The sequence below is a fragment of the Sphingomonas sp. S2-65 genome (genome assembly GCF_021513175.1).
Taxonomy (GTDB): domain Bacteria; phylum Pseudomonadota; class Alphaproteobacteria; order Sphingomonadales; family Sphingomonadaceae; genus Sphingomonas.
On sequence record NZ_CP090953.1, the window covers coordinates 1,224,005 to 1,243,721 of the forward strand.

13 protein-coding genes are annotated in these 19,717 nt (G+C 65.8%); 4 read left to right on the forward strand and 9 right to left on the reverse strand.

Annotated elements, in window-relative coordinates; translation table 11 throughout:
- Nucleotides 1–128 precede the first annotated feature (128 nt).
- From LZ586_RS05745 to LZ586_RS05755, 3 genes are all read right to left on the reverse strand, one after another.
- The gene (locus LZ586_RS05745) at nt 129–1,538 is read right to left on the reverse strand and encodes a M16 family metallopeptidase (protein WP_235078706.1); all 1,410 of its coding nucleotides are present in this window, start codon (nt 1,536–1,538) and stop codon (nt 129–131) included.
- Nucleotides 1,538–2,941 carry a M16 family metallopeptidase gene (locus LZ586_RS05750; RefSeq protein ID WP_235078707.1) on the reverse strand — a complete coding sequence of 468 codons (1,404 nt, stop codon included), beginning with the start codon at nt 2,939–2,941 and terminating at the stop codon, nt 1,538–1,540. The genes LZ586_RS05745 and LZ586_RS05750 overlap by 1 nt, the downstream gene beginning before the upstream one ends.
- Before the next feature lie 65 nt (nt 2,942–3,006).
- On the reverse strand, nt 3,007–3,357 hold the full coding sequence (locus LZ586_RS05755; protein ID WP_235078708.1) for a gamma-glutamylcyclotransferase family protein: 351 nt from the start codon (nt 3,355–3,357) through the stop codon (nt 3,007–3,009).
- A gap of 127 nt (nt 3,358–3,484) precedes the next feature.
- On the opposite strand from LZ586_RS05755, the gene LZ586_RS05760 reads away from it, so the two are divergent.
- Nucleotides 3,485–4,066 (forward strand): alpha/beta hydrolase, encoded by a 582-nt coding sequence (locus tag LZ586_RS05760; RefSeq protein ID WP_235078709.1) that lies wholly within the window; start codon nt 3,485–3,487, stop codon nt 4,064–4,066.
- A gap of 68 nt (nt 4,067–4,134) precedes the next feature.
- Here LZ586_RS05760 and LZ586_RS05765 read toward each other — a convergent pair whose 3' ends face one another.
- The 3 genes from LZ586_RS05765 to rpoB all read right to left on the reverse strand — a co-directional run bounded on the left by LZ586_RS05765 (nt 4,135) and on the right by rpoB (nt 14,839).
- Nucleotides 4,135–6,018, reverse strand: a complete 1,884-nt coding sequence (locus tag LZ586_RS05765; RefSeq protein ID WP_235078710.1) for a CocE/NonD family hydrolase — start codon at nt 6,016–6,018, stop codon at nt 4,135–4,137.
- A gap of 182 nt (nt 6,019–6,200) precedes the next feature.
- On the reverse strand, nt 6,201–10,493 hold the full coding sequence (rpoC, locus tag LZ586_RS05770; protein ID WP_235078711.1) for a DNA-directed RNA polymerase subunit beta': 4,293 nt from the start codon (nt 10,491–10,493) through the stop codon (nt 6,201–6,203).
- 167 nt (nt 10,494–10,660) lie between these two features.
- Complete coding sequence (rpoB, locus tag LZ586_RS05775) at nt 10,661–14,839, reverse strand: DNA-directed RNA polymerase subunit beta (protein ID WP_235078712.1); 4,179 nt, start codon at nt 14,837–14,839, stop codon at nt 10,661–10,663.
- Between the two features lie 343 nt (nt 14,840–15,182).
- On the opposite strand from rpoB, the gene LZ586_RS05780 reads away from it, so the two are divergent.
- Both LZ586_RS05780 and LZ586_RS05785 read left to right on the forward strand, forming a co-directional pair.
- On the forward strand, nt 15,183–15,845 hold the full coding sequence (locus tag LZ586_RS05780; RefSeq protein WP_235078713.1) for an HAD family hydrolase: 663 nt from the start codon (nt 15,183–15,185) through the stop codon (nt 15,843–15,845).
- A 33-nt stretch (nt 15,846–15,878) separates the two neighbouring features.
- Complete coding sequence (locus LZ586_RS05785; RefSeq protein ID WP_235078714.1) at nt 15,879–16,751, forward strand: 2-dehydropantoate 2-reductase; 873 nt, start codon at nt 15,879–15,881, stop codon at nt 16,749–16,751.
- Here the strand turns inward: LZ586_RS05785 and LZ586_RS05790 are convergent.
- Genes LZ586_RS05790 through modA form a run of 3 tightly spaced genes read right to left on the reverse strand, consistent with a single transcriptional unit; the run spans nt 16,748 to nt 18,802 of the window.
- Nucleotides 16,748–17,359, reverse strand: coding sequence for an ATP-binding cassette domain-containing protein (locus tag LZ586_RS05790; RefSeq protein WP_235078715.1), 612 nt, complete (start codon nt 17,357–17,359; stop codon nt 16,748–16,750). The genes LZ586_RS05785 and LZ586_RS05790 overlap by 4 nt on opposite strands.
- A complete protein-coding gene (gene modB / locus LZ586_RS05795; protein ID WP_235079742.1) occupies nt 17,349–18,035 on the reverse strand; it encodes a molybdate ABC transporter permease subunit in 687 nt (228 codons plus the stop codon). The genes LZ586_RS05790 and modB overlap by 11 nt, the downstream gene beginning before the upstream one ends.
- Nucleotides 18,036–18,040: 5 nt before the next feature.
- Complete coding sequence (gene modA, locus LZ586_RS05800; RefSeq protein ID WP_235078716.1) at nt 18,041–18,802, reverse strand: molybdate ABC transporter substrate-binding protein; 762 nt, start codon at nt 18,800–18,802, stop codon at nt 18,041–18,043.
- Between the two features lie 121 nt (nt 18,803–18,923).
- On the opposite strand from modA, the gene LZ586_RS05805 reads away from it, so the two are divergent.
- On the forward strand, nt 18,924–19,715 hold the full coding sequence (locus LZ586_RS05805) for an SDR family NAD(P)-dependent oxidoreductase (protein WP_235078717.1): 792 nt from the start codon (nt 18,924–18,926) through the stop codon (nt 19,713–19,715).
- Nucleotides 19,716–19,717: the final 2 nt, after the last annotated feature.

A 19,717-nucleotide genomic window follows, 5' to 3' on the forward strand; every position in this document is an offset into this window, starting at 1 on the left:
CGCGTGCGAACGCGCGCTTGTTCCTCACAGCATGCACCACGCAGCCCTACCCGTTTCAAGCTGAACTTGCGCTGCACGCAGCCTCGTTTGCACAACCGCTCGCCGCAGCTTGGCGGCGGAGTTGAGGGTCAGGGTACGGTGACAGTCTGGAATGCAATGCCCTTGAGCTCAGGCACCGACTTCAGCTGCGGAACCACCGTTTTCAAATCGCCGACGACAATCAGCGTCATCTTGTTCAGCGGATAGGACGCCTTGGCGGATGCCATCATCTGCGCCGGCGTGACCGCCAGCACCGCGGGCACATACCGCTCGGTCCAGTCGACCGGCAGCCCCAGCAGGTCGCGCTGGGCCAGCGTGCTCACTACCGCGGGCGAAGTGGAGTTCCCAATCGCGAAGGTGCCCGCCATATATGTCCGGATGCCCCTCGCCTCTTCTTCGGGCACGGCCTCGGTCTGCATGCGCCGCACTTCCTTGAACACCTCGCTCAGCGCTGCGCCGGTAACGTTGGTAGTCACGTCGGCATCGAAGCTCCACAAGGCCTCGCCCGGCGTGAAGCCGATCGAAGAGCTTGGCGAATAGGTGTAACCCTTGGTCTCGCGGATGTTGGTGGTGATGCGTGAGCTGAATGCACCGCCCAGCAGCGAGTTGGTCACGCGCTGCGGGATGTCCGCCTCGGTGCCGGCCAGTGCCGCATCGAAGGCGAGCCGCAGGGTGGTCTGCGGCGCACCCGGCCGGTCGACCAGTATGACCTTTGGTCCAGGCTGGTGCGGAGCGACGATTGTCAGCGGTTCCGGGCCTGGCGTCCAGCTGGAGAAGCGCTGCGCCACAGCAGCCTTGACCGCAGCCGCGTCGAAACGCCCGGCGATATAGAGATGCGCACGACGCGCGCCAAACTGGCTGCGGTGGAAGCCGCGAACCTGGTCCAGCGTGTAGCCGTTGAGCTGCGCTTGTGTCGGCACAACCCGACCGTAGGGATGATTGGGCCCATAGACCGTACGCTGCAACGCAATATCAGCAAGCGTGCCCGGCTGTGAGAGGGCGACCGACAGCTGGCGGCCTAGGTTCGCCTTGACCCGCGGGAGAGCCTCTGCAGGAAAGTCAGAGCGGATTGCCACATCGCTAATGAGCGTAATCGCGTCGGTGACATGTTCCGAGAGGACGTCGGTGCCTATGATGGTGAGTTGCTGGCCGGCGCTTACGTTCAGGCTGCCGCCCATGTCTGCCGCGGCGGTGGAGAGCTGCCCTGCGCTCCGGCCCACCGTCCCTTCCTTTAGCATTGCAGCGCTAAGCTCGCTGAGCCAGGTCAAGTCACCTTCGGTGACCTCGCCTGCGCGGACGTGGAGCGACACCACCGTCTTGGGCGCGAGCCCATAGGGGATCAGCGTCACCTGCATGCCGTTGGGCAGCGTATAGGTTTCGGTGGCCGGCAGCCGGAACGGCTTGGGCTCCGCGATCGGCGGAGGCGGCGGGAAGTCCTGCGCCAGCGCAGGCGCGGCCATGCAAAGCGTCAGGAAAACGGCGGACATCGAGCGCTTCATCACTTGGCTCCCTGGCGCTGGGCGGTACCGGCGGCGGCGCCGGGCTCGACGACGTAGATCGATCGGTTGGTCTTGCGCAGATACTCCTGCGCGGTCTTCTGGATCAGCGCCGGCGTCACCTTGGCGAAGCCGTCCTCCAGCCGGTTCACCGCGCCGGGATCATTGTCGAACAACGCGTGGACCGCGAGCAGATCGACCAGTCCGATGCGGCCCCCGGAGTCGATCTCGCCATACAGGTCCGAGCGCATCTTGGTCTTGGCCCGCTGGAGCTCGGCCTCCGACACCGGCGTGGTTCGGATCCGTTCGATCACCGCGTCGACCGCCTGGGTGATCGCCGCGGTGGAGTGGCCGGGATCGTGCGCGAAGCTGAAGCTCCACAGCATCGGTCCGCGATAATTGAACATGTTGCCCAGATCGCCATTGATGCCGCCGTCGACCTCCCCGGCGATCCCTTCTTCCTGGACCAGCTTGGTGTACAGCCGGCTGTCGTCGCCCTGGAGCAGGATCTGGTCGATCAAGCCCATCGCATACCATTCCGGCGTACCGCGCGGCGGCACATGATAGCCGGCGGCATAGCCAGGCTTCGGGGCGAGCGCGTCGACACGGCTCTTGAACTTCTCGGCCGTCTGGCGGGGCTCGGCAATGTCGGGCAGCGCCACCGGCGCAGCCGAGGGAAGCGGCCCGAAATACTTGTTCACCATCGCGCGGGCCGCATCATAGTCGATGTCGCCCGCGATCACGAGCACGGCGTTGCCCGGGCGGTAAAACGCCTTGGAGAAGCTCTGCGCGTCGGCGACCGTGGCGGACTCGATCTCGCTCAAGTCGCCATAGAAATTGTGGCTGTTATACCAGTTGGTGTTGGCCAGCATCGGCAGGTCGATCCACGGCCAGGTGCTGTAAGGCTGGTTGAGGACGTTGACCTTCACTTCGTTGCCGACGACGCCCTGCTGGTTCTTGAGGACCGCCTGGTCGATCACCGGATTGGCCATCCGGTCGGCCTCCAGCCACAGCATCCGCTCGAGCGCGCCCGACGGCACCACTTCATAATAGTTGGTGAAGTCGAACCGCGTGGAGCCGTTGTTGATCCCGCCCGCATTGGTGATCGTGGTGTCGAACACGCCCTTGGGCGCGTGCTTCGAGCCTTGGAACATCAGATGCTCGAACAGATGCGCGAACCCGGTACGGTCGCGCGGCTCCACCCGGAAGCCGATGCCATAATAGACTGCGACGGTGACCGTCGGCGCGATTTCGTCCCTGGTGAGCACGACCTTCAACCCGTTGGGCAGAGTGAAATAGCGATGCTCCACGTTCAGCCGGGCGGCTGCCGAGGGTGCTGCCTGCGCCTGCGCGGCGGCCGGTAGCGCGGCGGAAGCCAGCGCCAGCGCGATGCTCCAGGTCTTCATTCGGTCAGTCCCTCCCGGTGGTTCCTGTCCGGAGTAGCGTGCCGCGAAGGCGGCGCAAGCGCTCTCTACGGCGCGTCGTCGCGGTGCACATAGACGAACGCCCTGCGGCCAGAGCCAAGGGTCACGGCGATGCGGGCATAGTCCGCGACTTCATATGTATCAGCGCGCGCCAGATCCTCATCCGTCACGCGAAGTGCCGCGCCTGAGACGAGGTCGCTAGGCGATCCCCGACGGAGCACGGGATGCTGCGCCAAGCCGCTCAGCGCGAGCACGTCGGGGTCTGTGATTTGCAGCATTTCGCTCCGAAAGCCCGGCAGGACGTCGGCTTCGCTCTCCAGGACACGCCCGAAGAGTTCGCGCTGCACCTCCGTCTGTCGCAGGGTCCCGTAGGAGAACAACCAGTGAGCGAGACGCATGGTGCCACCTTCCGCGAAGCGCGGCGCCGATTGTGAAGCTCCGCTTTCGCGCGGGCAAGCGACCGTTTGTACCGCGGGATGCGGCTTGCCGAGTAGGTTGAGCGCCGTCGTGTCGGAAGGAAGTGCCGTGACCGCTCTTATAGCCCGGGATTTCTCGCTGGTGACCCTGTCCGCCCATGGGCCGATCGATCTGGCGGCCATGATCGGCTTGCAGACGAGCCGGCAGGCTTATGTGCCGTTCAGGGCGGATACCGCAGCGGAGCGTAACCTGCTGGGGGCGCGCATCGACGCTGCAGTGACGCAGGCGGATCGGGCGGTGGTGCTGGTGGCCGAAGGCGCGGCTTGCTTCGCAGCGGCGTGGTGGGCGCGCCTGTCTCCCGCTGCCTATGTGTCGCGGGTGGCTGGCGCGTTGCTGCTGGCGCCGATGGACGAGGAGCACGAGCATGTGGAGGCGCTGCGCGAGCGGTTCGCCTCGCCGCGCACCGCCCTGCCCTTCCCCTCGGTCGTCCTTGATGCGGCAATACCGCGCCTGGACCTGGCGCCGCAGGTTCGCGCGCTGGCGCATGGCTGGGGCAGCCAGCTGTTGGACGAGCGCGCGGAGGCCGACACGCCGCTGCGCCGCACGCGGCGCGCGATCGAGCGGTTCACCGCCGCGGTGGTGGAGTCCAAGGTCCGCGCGGCGGAGTCGCTGGCGTCGCTGGGACGCTGATTTCGCGTATCAGCGGACGATAGGCTAGTCGTCCGCTGCACACAGGATTGAGGGGTTTCGTCGCGCCCTTACCGCGGGCCGATCGGAACCACCGGCAGCATGACGCTGCTCGACTGCGCGCCGCCATAGACGATCGACACCGTCGCCTTCTGGTAATCCGATTTCTTCGCGAAGAAGATATTCGGCACGTATTTCTGCGGGTTGCGATCGTATACCGGGAATTGCGAGGACTGGATCTGGACCATGATCCGGTGACCGGGCTGGAACACATGGTTCACCGCGGGCAGGCGGAACTTGTATTCCTGAACCTTGTTCGCGGGGATCGGCGACGGGTTCGAGAAGCTGTTGCGGTAGCGTCCGCGGAAGATGTCCATGCTGATCGGCAGCTGATAGCCGCCCATCTCGGGCGTGTTCGCCATCTCGTCGGGATAGACGTCGATCACCTTGACCACGAAGTCGCCATCGGTGCCGGTGGTCTTGGCGAAGATGTCGGCGATCGGCGCGCCGGTCACGCGGACGGGTCTGTCGAGCACCGGCGTCGAATAGGTCAGCACGTCGGGGCGGCCGTCGACGAAGCGCTGATCCCACAACAGATAGGTCTTCCAGCGCCCGTCATCGAAGTTCACCGGGCGCGGCAGATGCGGCACGGGCTTGTCGGGATCGGAGACATAGCTGTCCTCCCCCCGGCCTGAAGGATCGAAGCCGAGCGCCGACCCGGCTTGCAGATAGATCGGGGTGAGCTTGCTGGTGAGCGGCCACTGGTCGTAGCGGTCCCAGCGGTTCTCGCCGGTGTTGTAGAGCATCGCCTTGGGCGGAGAGAAGGCGGGCGCGCCGTCCTTCAGATAGGCGTTGAAGAAAGGCAGCAGGACGTCGCGGCGCGCCTGGAGCGCGGTGTCGCCTTCGAAGTTCAGCGCGCCCAGCGACGAACCGTTATAGTTGAAGCCCGAATGCCGCCACGGGCCCATGATCAGGAAGTTGTTGTTGGCCTGCCCGGTCTTCTGGAGCTCCTCGAAGGCATGGATCGCGCCGTACATGTCCTCCTGGTCCCACAGCCCCTGCTCCCAGAGAGTGGGGACGTTGGACGGGTTCTTGGCGAGCAGCTTGTCGAGCGCCTGCCCCTGCCAAAACGCGTCATAGGCCGGATGCGCGGCCATGCGGTTCCAGAAGGGCAATTGGTCATAGCCGAACTGCTTGGCCCAATCGCCTGCCGAGCCGACGCGGCGGAAGGTGTCGTAATCGTCATAGCCGCCGCCCGGGGGCGACTTGCCTGCACCCTTGTAGCCCGTCTGGCTGGCGATCCAGCCGATGTTCGCGAGGCGGAAGGCGCCGTGGTGGAACCAGTCGTCCCCCATCCAGCCATCGACCATCGGGCTTTCGGGCGCCGCCACCTTGAGCGCCGGGTGCGGGTTGAGCAGCGCCATGACGACGGTGAAGCCCTCGTACGAAGAGCCGAGCATGCCGACCTTGCCATTGCTCTCCGGCGTGTTCTTCACCAGCCAGTCGATCGTATCCCAGGCGTCGGTGGTATGGTCGACCTTGGTGGGGTTGAGTGGGCCGACCGGCGGCCGCGTGACGACGTAGTCACCCTCCGAGCCATACTTGCCGCGGATGTCCTGGAACACGCGGATATAACCCGCCTTCACGAAGACCTCATCGCCCTCGGACAACATCGAGGTCATCTTGGTGCTGTCCATCCGGCGCGTGCGGCCGGCCGCGTTGTAGGGCGTACGGGTAAGCAGGATCGGCGCGTTCGTCGCGCCCTTGGGGATCATGATGACGGTGAACAGCTTGGTGCCGTCGCGCATCGGCACCATCACCTCCCGACGGATATAATCATTCGCCTGGTTGGGCGCCGTGAAGGCCGGGGGGATGTCGTTGAAGCTTGCCTGCTGGGCCTGAGCGGCGCCCGCGAGCATCGTGGCGGCCAGAAGAGCGACGTGGATCTTGTGCATGCGGCGAGCCTTCCGAAGGATTTGCGCCTTTAAGCCCGAAACCGGAGCAGCCGCCAAGCCGATCTTCTCATACCCGCCGTACGCCGCTTGCTCCCAACCGCTCCCGACAAGCAAAAACCGCCGCCCGGTTTCCCGGACGGCGGTTTTTCAGGTCAGCGCTTGAAGCGGCCGACGAGGGGTTCTCACTCCTCGTTCAGATACTCGCCCGCATCCGCATCGGTGCCGTGGCCGCTCGGGACCACACTCGCCAGTGCGTCGTCGCCCGTGCCGGTTTCTTCGCGTACGCTGCGGGCCTTCTCCGCCGCACGCAGTTCCTCGGCCGAGTTCGCCGCGATGATCGCAGCACCCTGCATCGCGCGCTGCGCCACCCGGAGCGAGGCATCGCGCGAGGATGCGGCGACCCGCAACCGGTTCATGCCCGCGCCGGTACCGGCGGGGATGAGACGGCCGACGATCACGTTCTCCTTCAGGCCGATCAGCGTGTCCTGCTTGCCCTGGACCGCTGCCTCGGTGAGCACGCGAGTGGTCTCCTGGAACGACGCCGCCGAGATGAAGCTGCGAGTCTGCAGCGACGCCTTGGTGATGCCGAGCAGGATGGGCTTGCCCTGTGCGGGAGCCTGGCCCTTCTCCAGCTTGCCGTTGGTCTCGTCCATCTCCGAACGGTCCACCTGCTCGCCGGCGAGCAGGGTGGTGTCGCCCGCATCGGTGATCTCGACCTTCTGCAGCATCTGGCGAACGATCACCTCGATGTGCTTGTCGTTGATCTTCACGCCCTGCAGACGATAGACCTCCTGGATTTCGCTGACCAGATACTCGGCCAGCGGCTCGATGCCGAGCACTTCCAGGATGTCGTGCGGATCGGGCGAACCGCCGATCAGGTTGTCGCCACGCTTGACGTAGTCGCCTTCCTGAACGTCGATCACCTTCGACTTCGGCACCAGATACTCGACGATGTCGCCACCGTCCTCGGGCTGGATGCCGATCTTGCGCTTGGCCTTATAGTCCTTGCCGAACACGACACGGCCCGAAACCTTGGCGATGATCGCGTTCTCCTTGGGCTTGCGCGCCTCGAAGAGCTCGGCAACGCGCGGCAGACCACCGGTGATGTCGCGGGTTTTGGCAGACTCGCGCGCCACACGGGCCAGAACGTCACCGCCCTGCACCGTCGCACCATCCTCGACCGAGATCACTGCACCCGGTGCCAGCATGTAGCGGGCAGCCTCGGCAGCAGCTTCGCCGGTCAGGGTCAGGCGCGGACGAAGGTCCTCCTTCTTGGCCGAACCACCGCGGTTCTCGGTGACGACGCGCTGGGCGATACCCGTCGCTTCGTCGACCTGCTCGGTGAGGGTCTTGCCTTCGATCACGTCCTGATACTTCACGACGCCACCGGTTTCGGTGATCACCGGCATGGTGAACGGATCCCATTCGGCCATCCGGTCGCCCGCGCTGATGATGTGGCCATCATCCACCGTGACGTACGCACCGTAGGGGATGCGATCCACGGACAGCTCGCGGCCATCCATGTCGACGATCGCGATCTCGCCCGAACGGCTGAGCACCACGCGGCGGCCGCGCTGGTCGGTGATCAGGCGCAGGTCGCGATACTCAATCGTGCCGTCGACCGGCGCTTCGAGGTTCGACTGCTCGTTCAGCTGCGCCGCACCACCGATGTGGAAGGTACGCATGGTCAGCTGCGTGCCCGGCTCGCCGATCGACTGTGCCGCGATGACGCCGACCGCTTCGCCGATGTTCACCGGCGTACCGCGCGCAAGGTCACGGCCATAGCACTTGCCGCACACGCCGAGCTTCGCTTCGCAGACCAGCGGGCTGCGAATCTTCATGCCCGGTACGTTCAGCGCCTCGATCTGGGTGATCATCGCCTCGTCGAGCAGCGTGCCCGACGGGATGACGACTTCGCCGGTCTTGCTGTTGATCACGTCCTGCGCCGTGGTGCGGCCCAGGATGCGCTCGCCCAGCGAGGCGATGGTCGAACCGCCCTGCACGATCGCCTTCATCTCGAGCATGCGCTCGGTACCGCAATCCTCTTCCATGACGACGCAGTCCTGCGACACGTCGACCAGACGGCGGGTCAGGTATCCCGAGTTCGCCGTCTTGAGCGCCGTATCCGCCAGGCCCTTACGAGCACCGTGGGTGGAGTTGAAGTATTCGAGGACGGTCAGACCTTCCTTGAAGTTCGAGATGATCGGCGTCTCGATGATCTCGCCCGAAGGCTTGGCCATCAGGCCGCGCATGCCGGCAAGCTGCTTGATCTGCGCCTGCGAGCCACGGGCACCGGAGTGCGCCATCATGTAGATAGAGTTGATCGGCTTCTCGCGGCCCTTGTCGGGGCCGTCCTCATAATGCTTAACCGATTTGATCTCGTCCATCATGGCGTTCGCCACCTGGTCGCCGCAACGGCTCCAGGCGTCGATCACCTTGTTGTACTTCTCCTGCTGCGTGATCAGGCCGTCCTGATATTGCTGCTCGAAGTCCTTCACCAGAGCCTTGGTCTCGTCGACCGTGGCGTCCTTCGACGCCGGGATGATCATGTCGTCCTTGCCGAACGAGATGCCGGCCTTGAACGCGTGACGGAAGCCCAGTGCCATGATCGCGTCGGCGAACAGCACGGTCTCCTTCTGGCCGGTGTGACGATAGACCTCGTCGATCACGTCACCCACGTCCTTCTTGGTGAGGAGGCGGTTGACGGTCTCGAACGGCACCTTGTGCGACTGCGGGAGCGTCTCACCCAGCAGCATGCGGCCCGGCGTCGTCTCATAGCGCTTGAGGTACTGCTTGCCCTGCTCGTCAGTCTGCGGAACGCGGCTGATGATCTTGGTGTGCAGCGTAACCGCGCCGGCTTCCAGTGCCTGGTGCACTTCGGCCATGTCGCCCAGCAGCATGCCCTGGCCCGGCTCGTTCTCCTTCATCATCGAAAGATAATAGAGACCCAAAACCATGTCCTGCGACGGCACGATGATCGGCTTGCCGTTCGCGGGGCTAAGGATGTTGTTGGTCGACATCATCAGCACGCGCGCTTCCAGCTGGGCCTCGAGGCTCAGCGGAACGTGGACGGCCATCTGGTCACCGTCGAAGTCGGCGTTGAAGGCCGAGCAGACCAGCGGGTGGAGCTGGATCGCCTTGCCTTCGATCAGCACCGGCTCGAACGCCTGGATGCCCAGACGGTGCAGCGTCGGCGCGCGATTCAGGAGGACCGGGTGCTCGCGGATGACCTCATCCAGGATGTCCCAGACTTCCTTGCGCTCCTTCTCGACCCACTTCTTCGCCTGCTTGAGGGTCATCGAGAGACCCTTGGCGTCGAGGCGGGCGTAGATGAACGGCTTGAAAAGCTCGAGCGCCATCTTCTTGGGCAGGCCGCACTGGTGCAGCTTGAGCTCCGGACCGGTAACGATGACCGAACGGCCCGAATAGTCGACGCGCTTGCCCAGAAGATTCTGGCGGAAGCGGCCCTGCTTGCCCTTGAGCATGTCGGACAGCGACTTGAGCGGACGCTTGTTGGCGCCCGTGATCGTGCGACCGCGGCGACCGTTGTCGAACAATGCGTCGACGGCTTCCTGCAGCATGCGCTTTTCGTTGCGGACGATGATGTCCGGCGCGCGCAGCTCCATCAGGCGCTTCAAGCGGTTGTTACGGTTGATCACGCGGCGATACAGATCGTTCAGATCCGACGTCGCAAAGCGGCCGCCGTCCAGCGGCACCAGCGGGCGCAGCTCGGGCGGGATGACCGGGACGACGTCCAGGATCATCCACTCGGGACGGTTGCCCGAATCGATGAAGCTCTCGACGACCTTCAGCCGCTTGATGATCTTCTTGGGCTTCAGCTCCGACTTGGTCGTCGCCAGCTCTTCGAGCAGATCCTTGCGCTCGCCCTCGAGGTCGAGGTCCATGAGCATGATCTTGACCGCTTCGGCGCCGATGCCGGCCGAGAACGCGTCCTCGCCATATTCATCCTGCGCGTCGAGCAGCTCGTCCTCGGTCAGCAGCTGGAACTTCTCCAGCGGCGTCAGGCCGGGCTCGGTGACGATGTAGCTCTCGAAATAGAGCACGCGCTCAAGCTGCTTGAGCTGCATGTCGAGCAGCAGGCCGATGCGCGACGGCAGCGACTTCAGGAACCAGATGTGCGCGACCGGCGCGGCGAGCTCGATATGGCCCATCCGCTCGCGGCGGACCTTCGACACCGTGACTTCGACACCGCACTTCTCGCAGACGATGCCCTTGTACTTCATGCGCTTGTACTTGCCGCACAGGCACTCGTAATCCTTGATCGGACCGAAGATGCGCGCGCAGAACAGGCCGTCACGCTCGGGCTTGAACGTGCGATAGTTGATGGTCTCGGGCTTCTTGATCTCGCCGAACGACCACGAACGGATACGGTCCGGGGACGCGATGCCGATCTGGATCTGGTCGAAGGTCTCCGGCTTGGCCACCGGGTTCGCGAAATTGGTCAGTTCGTTCATTCTTTTCATCCTTCAACCCCTCTCCCGCTTGCGGGAGAGGGAGGGGCCCGCCCGCGCCAGCGGGTGGGAAGGTGAGGGTCTGTCGGGTGATTCAGGCGCCCGGTCTGCAACCGGCCCCGTCTCACCCTCACCCCGGCCCTCTCCCGCAAGCGGGAGAGGGAGATTGCTTACTCCGCTGCGATCTGCACGCCGTCGCTGTCGAACCCGAGTTCGGAATTCTTCAGTTCGACGTTCAGGCCCAGCGAGCGCATTTCCTTGACGAGCACGTTGAAGCTCTCCGGGATGCCGGCCTCGAAGGTGTCGTCGCCCTTGACGATCGCTTCGTAGACCTTGGTGCGGCCGACCACGTCGTCCGACTTCACCGTCAGCATTTCCTGGAGGGTGTACGCCGCGCCATATGCCTGGAGCGCCCACACTTCCATTTCACCGAAGCGCTGGCCACCGAACTGCGCCTTACCACCCAGCGGCTGCTGGGTAACAAGCGAGTACGGTCCGATCGAACGCGCGTGGATCTTGTCGTCGACCAAGTGGTGCAGCTTGAGCACATACTTGTAGCCGACCGTCACCTTGCGGTCGAACGCACCACCGGTGCGGCCGTCGAACAGCGTCACCTGGCCCGAGTCGTCGAGACCCGCCAGCTTCAGCATCGCCGACACGTCGGCTTCGACGGCACCGTCGAACACCGGCGTACCCATCGGAACACCCGAACGGACGTTCTGGGCCAGATCGAGCAGCTGGTCGGTCGACCGCTCCGCGATCTCGTCGACATAGTTCTCGCCGTACACGGTGTTCAGCAGCTCCCGAACGGCTTCCGGCGGCGCGCCGGCTTCCGGGTTCGGGTTAGCCGAGCGCCATGCGTCGAGCGCGTCGCCGATCTTGCGGCCCAGGCCGCGTGCGGCCCAGCCCAGATGGGTCTCGAAGATCTGCCCGACGTTCATGCGCGAAGGCACGCCCAGCGGGTTGAGCACGAAGTCGACCGGCGTACCGTCCTCGAGGAACGGCATGTCCTCCTGCGGCAGGATGCGGCTGATGATGCCCTTATTGCCGTGACGGCCGGCCATCTTGTCGCCCGGCTGTAGCTTGCGCTTCACCGCGACGAACACCTTGACCATCTTCAGCACGCCCGGCGGCAGCTCGTCGCCACGCTCCAGCTTCTCGCGGCGATCCTCGAACTTGTCCTTGATGCGCTTCACGGCCTCGTCATACTGGCCCTTCACCGCTTCCAGGTTGCCCTGCACAGCGTCGTCCGCAACCGCGAACTTCCACCACTCGTGACGGTCCACGCTGTCGAGCAGGTCGGCATCGATCGCGCCGCCCTTCTTCAGGCCCTTGGGCGTCGCCGTGGCGGTCTGGCCGAGCAGCATCTCGCGAAGCCGCGACCAGGTCGCACGGTTGAGGATGTTGCGCTCGTCGTCCGAGTCCTTCTTCAGGCGCTCGATCTCCTCGCGCTCGATCGCCATCGCGCGCTCGTCCTTGTCGATGCCGTGGCGATTGAAGACGCGAACGTCGACGATCGTGCCGGCAACGCCCGGGGGCAGGCGCAGCGAGGTGTCGCGCACGTCCGAAGCCTTCTCGCCGAAGATGGCGCGGAGGAGCTTTTCCTCCGGCGTCATCGGCGATTCGCCCTTCGGCGTGATCTTGCCGACCAGGATGTCACCCGGCTCCACTTCGGCGCCGACATAGACGATGCCCGCTTCGTCGAGGTTGCGCAGGGCTTCCTCGCCGACGTTCGGGATGTCGCGGGTGATGTCTTCCGGCCCGAGCTTGGTGTCGCGGGCCATCACTTCGAACTCGTCGATGTGGATCGACGTGAACACGTCGTCCTTCACGATCCGCTCGTTGATGAGGATGGAATCCTCATAGTTGTAGCCGTTCCAGGGCATGAACGCGACGAGCACGTTGCGGCCCAGCGCCAGCTCGCCGAACTCGGTCGACGGGCCGTCGGCGATCACGTCGCCGGCCTTCACCACGTCGCCCACCTTCACCAGCGGGCGCTGGTTGATGCAGGTCGACTGGTTCGAGCGCTGGAACTTCATCAGCGTGTAGATGTCCACGCCGCTCTCGCTCGCATTCACTTCGCCGGTGGCGCGGATCACGATGCGGGTCGCGTCGACCTGGTCGATCACGCCACCGCGGCGTGCCGAGATGGCGGCGCCAGAGTCACGAGCGACGGTCTCTTCCATGCCGGTGCCGACGAAAGGCGCTTCCGCCTTCACCAGCGGCACGGCCTGACGCTGCATGTTCGATCCCATCAGCGCGCGGTTCGCGTCGTCCTTCTCCAGGAAGGGGATCAGCGATGCCGCGACCGACACGAGCTGCTTGGGCGAGACGTCCATCAGCGTCACCGAGTCCGGCAGCGCCATCAGGAATTCGCCCGCCTGACGCGACGACACCAGATCCTCGGTGAAGCGGCCTTCGCCGTCGAGCTCGGCCGAAGCCTGCGCGATCGTGTGCTTGGCCTCTTCCATCGCCGACAGATAGACGACGTCGTTGGTCACCTTGCCGTCGATGATGCGACGATAAGGGGTCTCGATGAAGCCATACTTGTTGACGCGGCTGAACGACGCCAGCGAGTTGATCAGACCGATGTTCGGGCCTTCCGGCGTCTCGATCGGGCAGATGCGGCCATAGTGAGTCGGGTGAACGTCGCGGACTTCGAAGCCTGCGCGCTCACGCGTCAGACCACCCGGTCCAAGTGCCGACACGCGACGCTTGTGCGTCACTTCGGAGAGCGGGTTGGTCTGATCCATGAACTGCGAAAGCTGCGACGAACCGAAGAACTCGCGCACCGCGGCGACCGCGGGCTTGGCGTTGATCAGGTCGTTCGGCATCACCGTCGACACGTCGACCGACGACATGCGCTCCTTCACGGCGCGCTCCATGCGGAGCAGGCCGACGCGGTACTGGTTTTCGAGCAATTCGCCCACCGAACGCACGCGGCGGTTGCCGAGATTGTCGATGTCGTCGACTTCGCCCTTGCCGTCCTTCAGGTCGACAAGCGTCTTCACCACCGCGAGGATGTCCTCGGTGCGCAGCGTCGTGACCGTGTCCTCGGCGTCGAGGTCCAGGCGCATGTTGAGCTTCACGCGGCCCACGGCCGACAGGTCGTAGCGCTCGGGATCGAAGAACAGGCCGGCGAACAGCGACTCCGCGGTCTCGAGCGTCGGCGGCTCGCCGGGGCGCATCACGCGATAGATGTCGGACAGCGCCTGCTGGCGCTCTTCGGCCTTGTCGACCTTGAGCGTGTTGCGGATCCACGGACCCGTAGCGATGTGATCGATGTCGAGCAGTTCGAGACGCTCGATGCCCGCCTTGTCGAGCAGTTCGAGATTCTCGGCCGTCACTTCGTCACCGGCTTCGATGTAGATCTCGCCGGTGGCTTCGTTGATCAGGTCGTACGCGCTGTAGCGGCCGAAGATCTCTTCGGTCGGGATCAGCAGCGTGGCTAGGCCGTCCTTGGCAGCCTTGTTGGCCGCACGCGGGCTGATCTTCTGACCCGACGGAAACACGATCTCGCCCGAGCTGGCGTCGATGATGTCGAACATCGGCTTCGCGCCGCGCCAGTTTTCCGCCTGGAACGGAATCTGCCAGCCACCCGAGCCGCGGACAAAGGTCACGCGGTTGTAGAAGTGGTTGAGGATGTCCTCGCTGTTCAGGCCCAGCGCGTACAGCAGCGTCGTGACCGGCAGCTTGCGCTTGCGGTCGATACGGACGTTGACGATGTCCTTGGCGTCGAACTCGAAGTCGAGCCACGAGCCGCGATACGGGATCACGCGCGCCGCGAACAGATACTTGCCCGATGCGTGGGTCTTGCCACGGTCATGGTCGAACAGGACGCCCGGCGAGCGGTGCATCTGGCTGACGATGACGCGCTCGGTGCCGTTGATGAAGAACGTGCCATTCTCGGTCATGAGCGGCATGTCGCCCATGTACACGTCCTGCTCCTTGATATCGAGCACCGACCGGGCTTCCGTATCGGGATCGACCTCGAACACGATCAGGCGCAGCGTGACGCGCATCGGCGCGGCATAGGTGATCCCGCGCTGGCGGCATTCCTCGACGTCGAACTTGGGATGCTCGAGCTCGTAATTGACGAAGTCGAGCTCGGCGGTGCCGGCGAAGTCGCGGATCGGGAACACGCTGCGAAGCGTCTTCTCCAGGCCCGACACATAGCCGATCGAAGGATCGCTGCGCAGGAACTGTTCGTAGGATTCGCGCTGAACCTCGATCAGGTTCGGCATCTGCACCACTTCGTGGATGTTGCCGAACACCTTGCGGATGCGGCGCTTGAGCGTGCCGCCCGAGCCCGGGCGCTGTGCGCCGTCTTCGATCGCTTTGGTTGCCATGGGTTTTTCTTGCCTCGTCAGCCGTAATTTCGTGCCCGTATCCGGGGCCGGGACGTGCGAAGGGACGCGAAAAAGCCGCTCGACCTCCTTTCGGAATTCGGCAGCTCCAGCGTCCTTCTAGATCCACAACGCCAATTCGATCGATGCACTGCGCGACGGCGCATCATTTCCCGGTGCTGTGGTGTGAAGCGGATATAGGGGCGCGGCACCGCGCTGTCAAAGGGGCGGCTGGAACTCTTTCACGCCAAGCGCTTTTTTCGCTGATTCCGCGACTCAGCCTGTGCGCGCCGGCAACGAAGTCGCTGCACGGATCGTTGGGGACGCCTTGCCCTGGAGATTGCTGATGCCCCTCGATGCTGTTCTGTTCGACCTCGACGGCACGCTGGTGGACAGCAACGACTATCATGTCGCGGCGTGGGAGGCGACGTTCCGCGACGCCGGGCACGACATCTCGCGCGACCGGATCCACGGGCAGATCGGCAAGGGTGGCGACAATCTGGTGCCCACGCTGCTCCCCGACCTCGACGAGGACGCTGTTGAAGCCCTCGGCAAGGCGGAGGGCGAGGTGTTCCGCGGGCAGTATATCGAACGGGTACGCCCCTTCCCCGGCGCGCACGACCTGCTGGCGCGCGTGGCCGAAGCGGGAAAGCAAGTCGTGCTGGCCTCGTCCGCCGGCACGCCCGACATCGACCATTATGTCGAACTGCTCGAAGCCAAGGACATCATCGCGCTCACCACCGGCAAGGACGATGTCGAGCACTCCAAACCCCATCCGGACATCTTCGCCGCCGCGGTTGAAAAGGCTGGAGTGGCCGCCTCGAACTGCCTGGTGATCGGCGACACGCCCTACGACGTGGAAGCCGCGAAGCGCTGTGGGATCGATACGATCGGGCTGCTGTCCGGCGGCTTTCCCGAGGAAGCCCTGCGGGACGCCGGCGCAATCGCGATATACCCGGATGTGGCAGCGCTGCTTGCCGACTACGACTCCTCGCCACTGGCGCGCTAGCCAAGCCGGCGCGCGCCGCTTAAGCCTCCGCCCATGATCCGCATTGCAGTGATCGGCGCCGGCGCGATCGGCGGCACCCTGGCGGCTTGGCTGGCACAAAGCGGCGAGCATCAGGTGACGCTGTGCGTCCGTTCGCCGCTCGACCATCTCGAAGTCGACACGCCGCAGGGGGCGATCCGCGCCGATCCGGGCGTCCTGACCGATCCCCGGCAGGCCGAGCCGGTCGACTGGGTGCTGGCGGCGACCAAGACCTATGACTGCGCCGCCGCTGCGGCCTGGCTGCAGGGATTGATTGGCCCGCAGACGCGGCTTGCGGTCATCCAGAACGGCGTCGAGCATCTGTCGCGCTTCCCGCAAGTCCCAGCGGAGCGGACGGTGCCGGTGGTCATCGACTTGCCCGTCGAGCGCACGGCGCCGGGCCGGATCGTGCAGCGGCGCGACGGCAGCATCCTGGTGCCCGATAGCGAGGCGGGAGAGGCATTCGTGCAGTTGTTCGCCGGAACGATCCTCGACGCGCAGACCACGCCCGACTGGCTGACGGCGGCCTGGCGCAAGCTGGCGATCAACTGTTCGGGGATCGTCAGCGCTATCACCCTGCGCCCCGCCGAAGTCGCGAACGACCCGGGCGTTGCCGAGGTGATGCGCGCGCTGGTGCGCGAATGCATTGCCGTCGGCCGGGCCGAGGGCGCACACCTTCCCGACAGCCTGGCAGACAGGATCGTCGTGTGGACCACGCGCGCGCATCCGCAGTCGGTCAACTCGCTGCATGCCGACTTCCTGGCGAAGCGGCCGATGGAATTGGAGGCGCGCAACGGCGTGATCGTGCGGCTTGGCGAGCGGCATGGCATCGACGCCCCGATGAACCGCGCGCTGGCGGCGTTGCTGGCCGCCGCGGCGGCGCGTTAGAGTTCTACGATCTGGTTGCCCAGGCGCTCGGCCTCCGCGCGGTCGTGCGTCACCAGCAGGATCGGCAGCTTAAGTGCGTCGCGGACCCGCTCGATCAGGCTCATGATTTCTTCCCGGCGTCCGCGGTCGAGCGAGGACAAGGGCTCGTCCAGCAACAGGAAGTCGGGGTTGGACAGCAGCGCGCGTCCGATCGCGACACGCCGCGCCTCGCCGCCCGAAAGCCCGCGTGGCCAGCGGTCGAGCAGCGGCTCCAAGCCGAGCAGCGCGATGGTGTCGTCGGCATCGATCGCGCCGGCACCGCTGCGGTGCCCATACAGCAGGTTCGAACGCACCCGCATGTGCGGGAACAGCCGCGCGTCCTGGAATACATAGCCTGCGCGGCGACGCTCCGGGGCAAGGTTCACCCGCTGCACGCTGCTGAACAGCACCACATCGCCCACGCGGACATGGCCGTGGTCGGGCATGCGGAGCCCGGCGATCATGTTCAGCACGCTGGTCTTGCCCACGCCAGACGGGCCGAACAGCACCGTCAGGCCGGGCGCCGGCGGGATGCGGCAGGTCACCAGCGCCTCGCCGATGCGCGCGGTCACGTCAACGTCAAATGACATGCAGGCCCCTGCTCGACCGCCGGGCAAGCAGCTCGGACAGCACCAGCGCGCCCAGCGCCAACACGACCGAGATCAGCGCCAGGCGCAGCACCAGCGCTTCGCTCCCCGGGACCTGCAGCGCCGAATAGATCGCCAGCGGCAGCGTCTCGGTCTCGCCCGGCACGTTCGATACGAAGGTGATCGTAGCGCCGAACTCGCCAAGCGCCCGCGCGAAGCCGAGCACCAGCCCGGCGATGATCCCCGGCAGGCTGAGCGGGAGAGTCAGCGTCCAGAACACCCGCAGCCGCCCCGCCCCCAATGTCCGAGCCGCCTGCTCTAGACGCGGCTCGACCGCCTCGATCGACAGCCGCATCGCCCGGACCATCAGCGGCAGCGCCATCACCGCAGCGGCCAGCGCGGCGCCGGTCCAGCGGAACATCACGCTCACCCCCAGCCACCTCGCCAGCCACGCGCCCGCCGGCCCGGCAGGCGCGAAGGCGAGCAGCAGCAGCCAGCCGGTCACCACCGGCGGCACCACCAGCGGCAAGTGGACCAGGCCGTCGATCAGCACCTTGCCCGGAAAGCGGCCGCGCGCGAGCAGATAGGCGAGCGCGAAAGCGAACGGCGTCGCCGCGAACACCGCCACTCCCGCGACTTTCAGCGACAGGGCTATGATGCCCCACTCCTCGGGTGTCAGCCCGATCACAGCGGCTGGAAGCCGAACCGCGCGAAGATGGCCCTGCCCTCGCGCGACACCAGGAAGCGCCGCAACGGTTCGGCATCGGGGCTGCGCGAGGTCTTCAGGCGCGCGACCGGATAGCGGATCGGCGGATGGCTGTTCGCGGGAAACATGCGGAACGCGCGGACGCGCTGCGACGCGCGTGCGTCGGTGGCGTAGACGACCCCCCACTCCGCCGCGCCGCGCTCGACCAGCGCCAGCGCGGCGCGGACATTCTCGGCCCGCACGACCTGCGGCGATACCCGGCTCCACAGCCCCAGCCGCTCGAGCGCCGCCTTGCCGTATTTCCCGGCGGGAACTGCCTCAACGTCGGCCATGGCGATGCGCCCGGTCGCCAGCACCCGGGCGAGCGGCACGCCGGCAGAGATGCGCGGCGACGCGGCGGACTGGACCACCACCAGCCGGTTGCCGAGAAACGGCACGCGACTGCCGGGCACCAGCAACCCGCGTTGTTCGACATAGTCCATCCAGGGCTCGTCGGCCGACACGAACAGGTCGGCAGGCGCGCCCGAGGCGATCTGCCGGGCGAGCGCCGAAGAGCCGGCAAAAGACAGCACCGGGCGTACATGCCCCTTGCCCGCCCAAGCATCGGCGGCGGCGTTCATCGACTCCCGCAGGCTGGCGGCGGCGAGAACCAGCGGCCCGGAGGCGGCGGCAACGCTCGCCGGCCGCACGACCGTCAACGCCCCGATGCCGGTCAAAAGCGTCCTTCGGTCGATCGGCATGCGGCTACTCCACGAAACTCGGGCGGCATCGCTATGGCCCACGCCTCGCGCGCAGGGCAACCCGCCGCGGCGAGTGAACCGACGCGGTGCCTGGGGGTTGGGGTCTCGAACGGAGAATCCCATGACCGACTTGCCCACTTCCACGCCAAAGACCGCCCTCGTCACCGGAGGATCGAGCGGCATCGGCCTGGAACTCGCCCGCTGTTTCGCCAAGGCGCACCAGCGAGTGATCATCGTCGGCAAGGATGAGTCCAAGCTCGCCCGCGCCGCCGACGACCTGCGCGGCAGCGGCGCGCATGAAGTGATCGCCTGGAGCATCGACCTGGCGGGCGAGGATGGCGGCGCCCGGCTGTTCGCCCGCGCCGAGGAACAGGGCGAGGCGATCGATCACCTCATCCTCAACGCCGGCACCGGCGCATGGGGCAAGTTCCTGGGCGAGACCGACTGGGCGCTCGAACTGGCGGGGATCCAGGTCAACAACATCTCGGTGGTGCAGGCCGCCAAGCTGTTCATCCCGGCGATGGTCCGGCGCGGTCAGGGGCGCGTGCTGATCACCTCGTCGGTGGTCGCGCTCGGCCCCTCGGCCAAGCTGGCCGTCTATTCGGCGACCAAGGCGTTCCTGTACGCCTTTGCCGAGGCGCTGCGCGAGGAGCTGATAGACACCGGCGTCAGCGTGACTGCGCTGATGCCCGACCTCACCCAATCGGATTTCTTCGAACGTGCGGGCGTGGATCCGCAATCGGTGACGGCCAAGCAACCCAAGGCCGATCCGGCCCATGTCGCGGAAATCGGCTATGAGGCAATGATGAAGGGCCGCGACCATGTCGTCGCCCCGCATCTCTCGGCCGCGAAGATGGCGGCCGCGTCGCTGCTGCCGACCTGGCTGACGACGAAGTTCGCCCGGGCGGAGTAGTC

Bases quoted from the DNA above. Each gene is read 5' to 3' on its own strand.
- LZ586_RS05745 (WP_235078706.1), bottom strand. From the start codon at position 1,538: ATGAAGCGCTCGATGTCCGCCGTTTTCCTGACGCTTTGCATGGCCGCG.
- LZ586_RS05750 (WP_235078707.1), bottom strand. From the start codon at position 2,941: ATGAAGACCTGGAGCATCGCGCTGGCGCTGGCTTCCGCCGCGCTACCG.
- LZ586_RS05755 (WP_235078708.1), bottom strand. From the start codon at position 3,357: ATGCGTCTCGCTCACTGGTTGTTCTCCTACGGGACCCTGCGACAGACG.
- LZ586_RS05765 (WP_235078710.1), bottom strand. From the start codon at position 6,018: ATGCACAAGATCCACGTCGCTCTTCTGGCCGCCACGATGCTCGCGGGC.
- rpoC (WP_235078711.1), bottom strand. From the start codon at position 10,493: ATGAACGAACTGACCAATTTCGCGAACCCGGTGGCCAAGCCGGAGACC.
- rpoB (WP_235078712.1), bottom strand. From the start codon at position 14,839: ATGGCAACCAAAGCGATCGAAGACGGCGCACAGCGCCCGGGCTCGGGC.
- LZ586_RS05780 (WP_235078713.1), top strand. From the start codon at position 15,183: ATGCCCCTCGATGCTGTTCTGTTCGACCTCGACGGCACGCTGGTGGAC.
- LZ586_RS05785 (WP_235078714.1), top strand. From the start codon at position 15,879: ATGATCCGCATTGCAGTGATCGGCGCCGGCGCGATCGGCGGCACCCTG.
- LZ586_RS05790 (WP_235078715.1), bottom strand. From the start codon at position 17,359: ATGTCATTTGACGTTGACGTGACCGCGCGCATCGGCGAGGCGCTGGTG.
- modA (WP_235078716.1), bottom strand. From the start codon at position 18,802: ATGCCGATCGACCGAAGGACGCTTTTGACCGGCATCGGGGCGTTGACG.
- LZ586_RS05805 (WP_235078717.1), top strand. From the start codon at position 18,924: ATGACCGACTTGCCCACTTCCACGCCAAAGACCGCCCTCGTCACCGGA.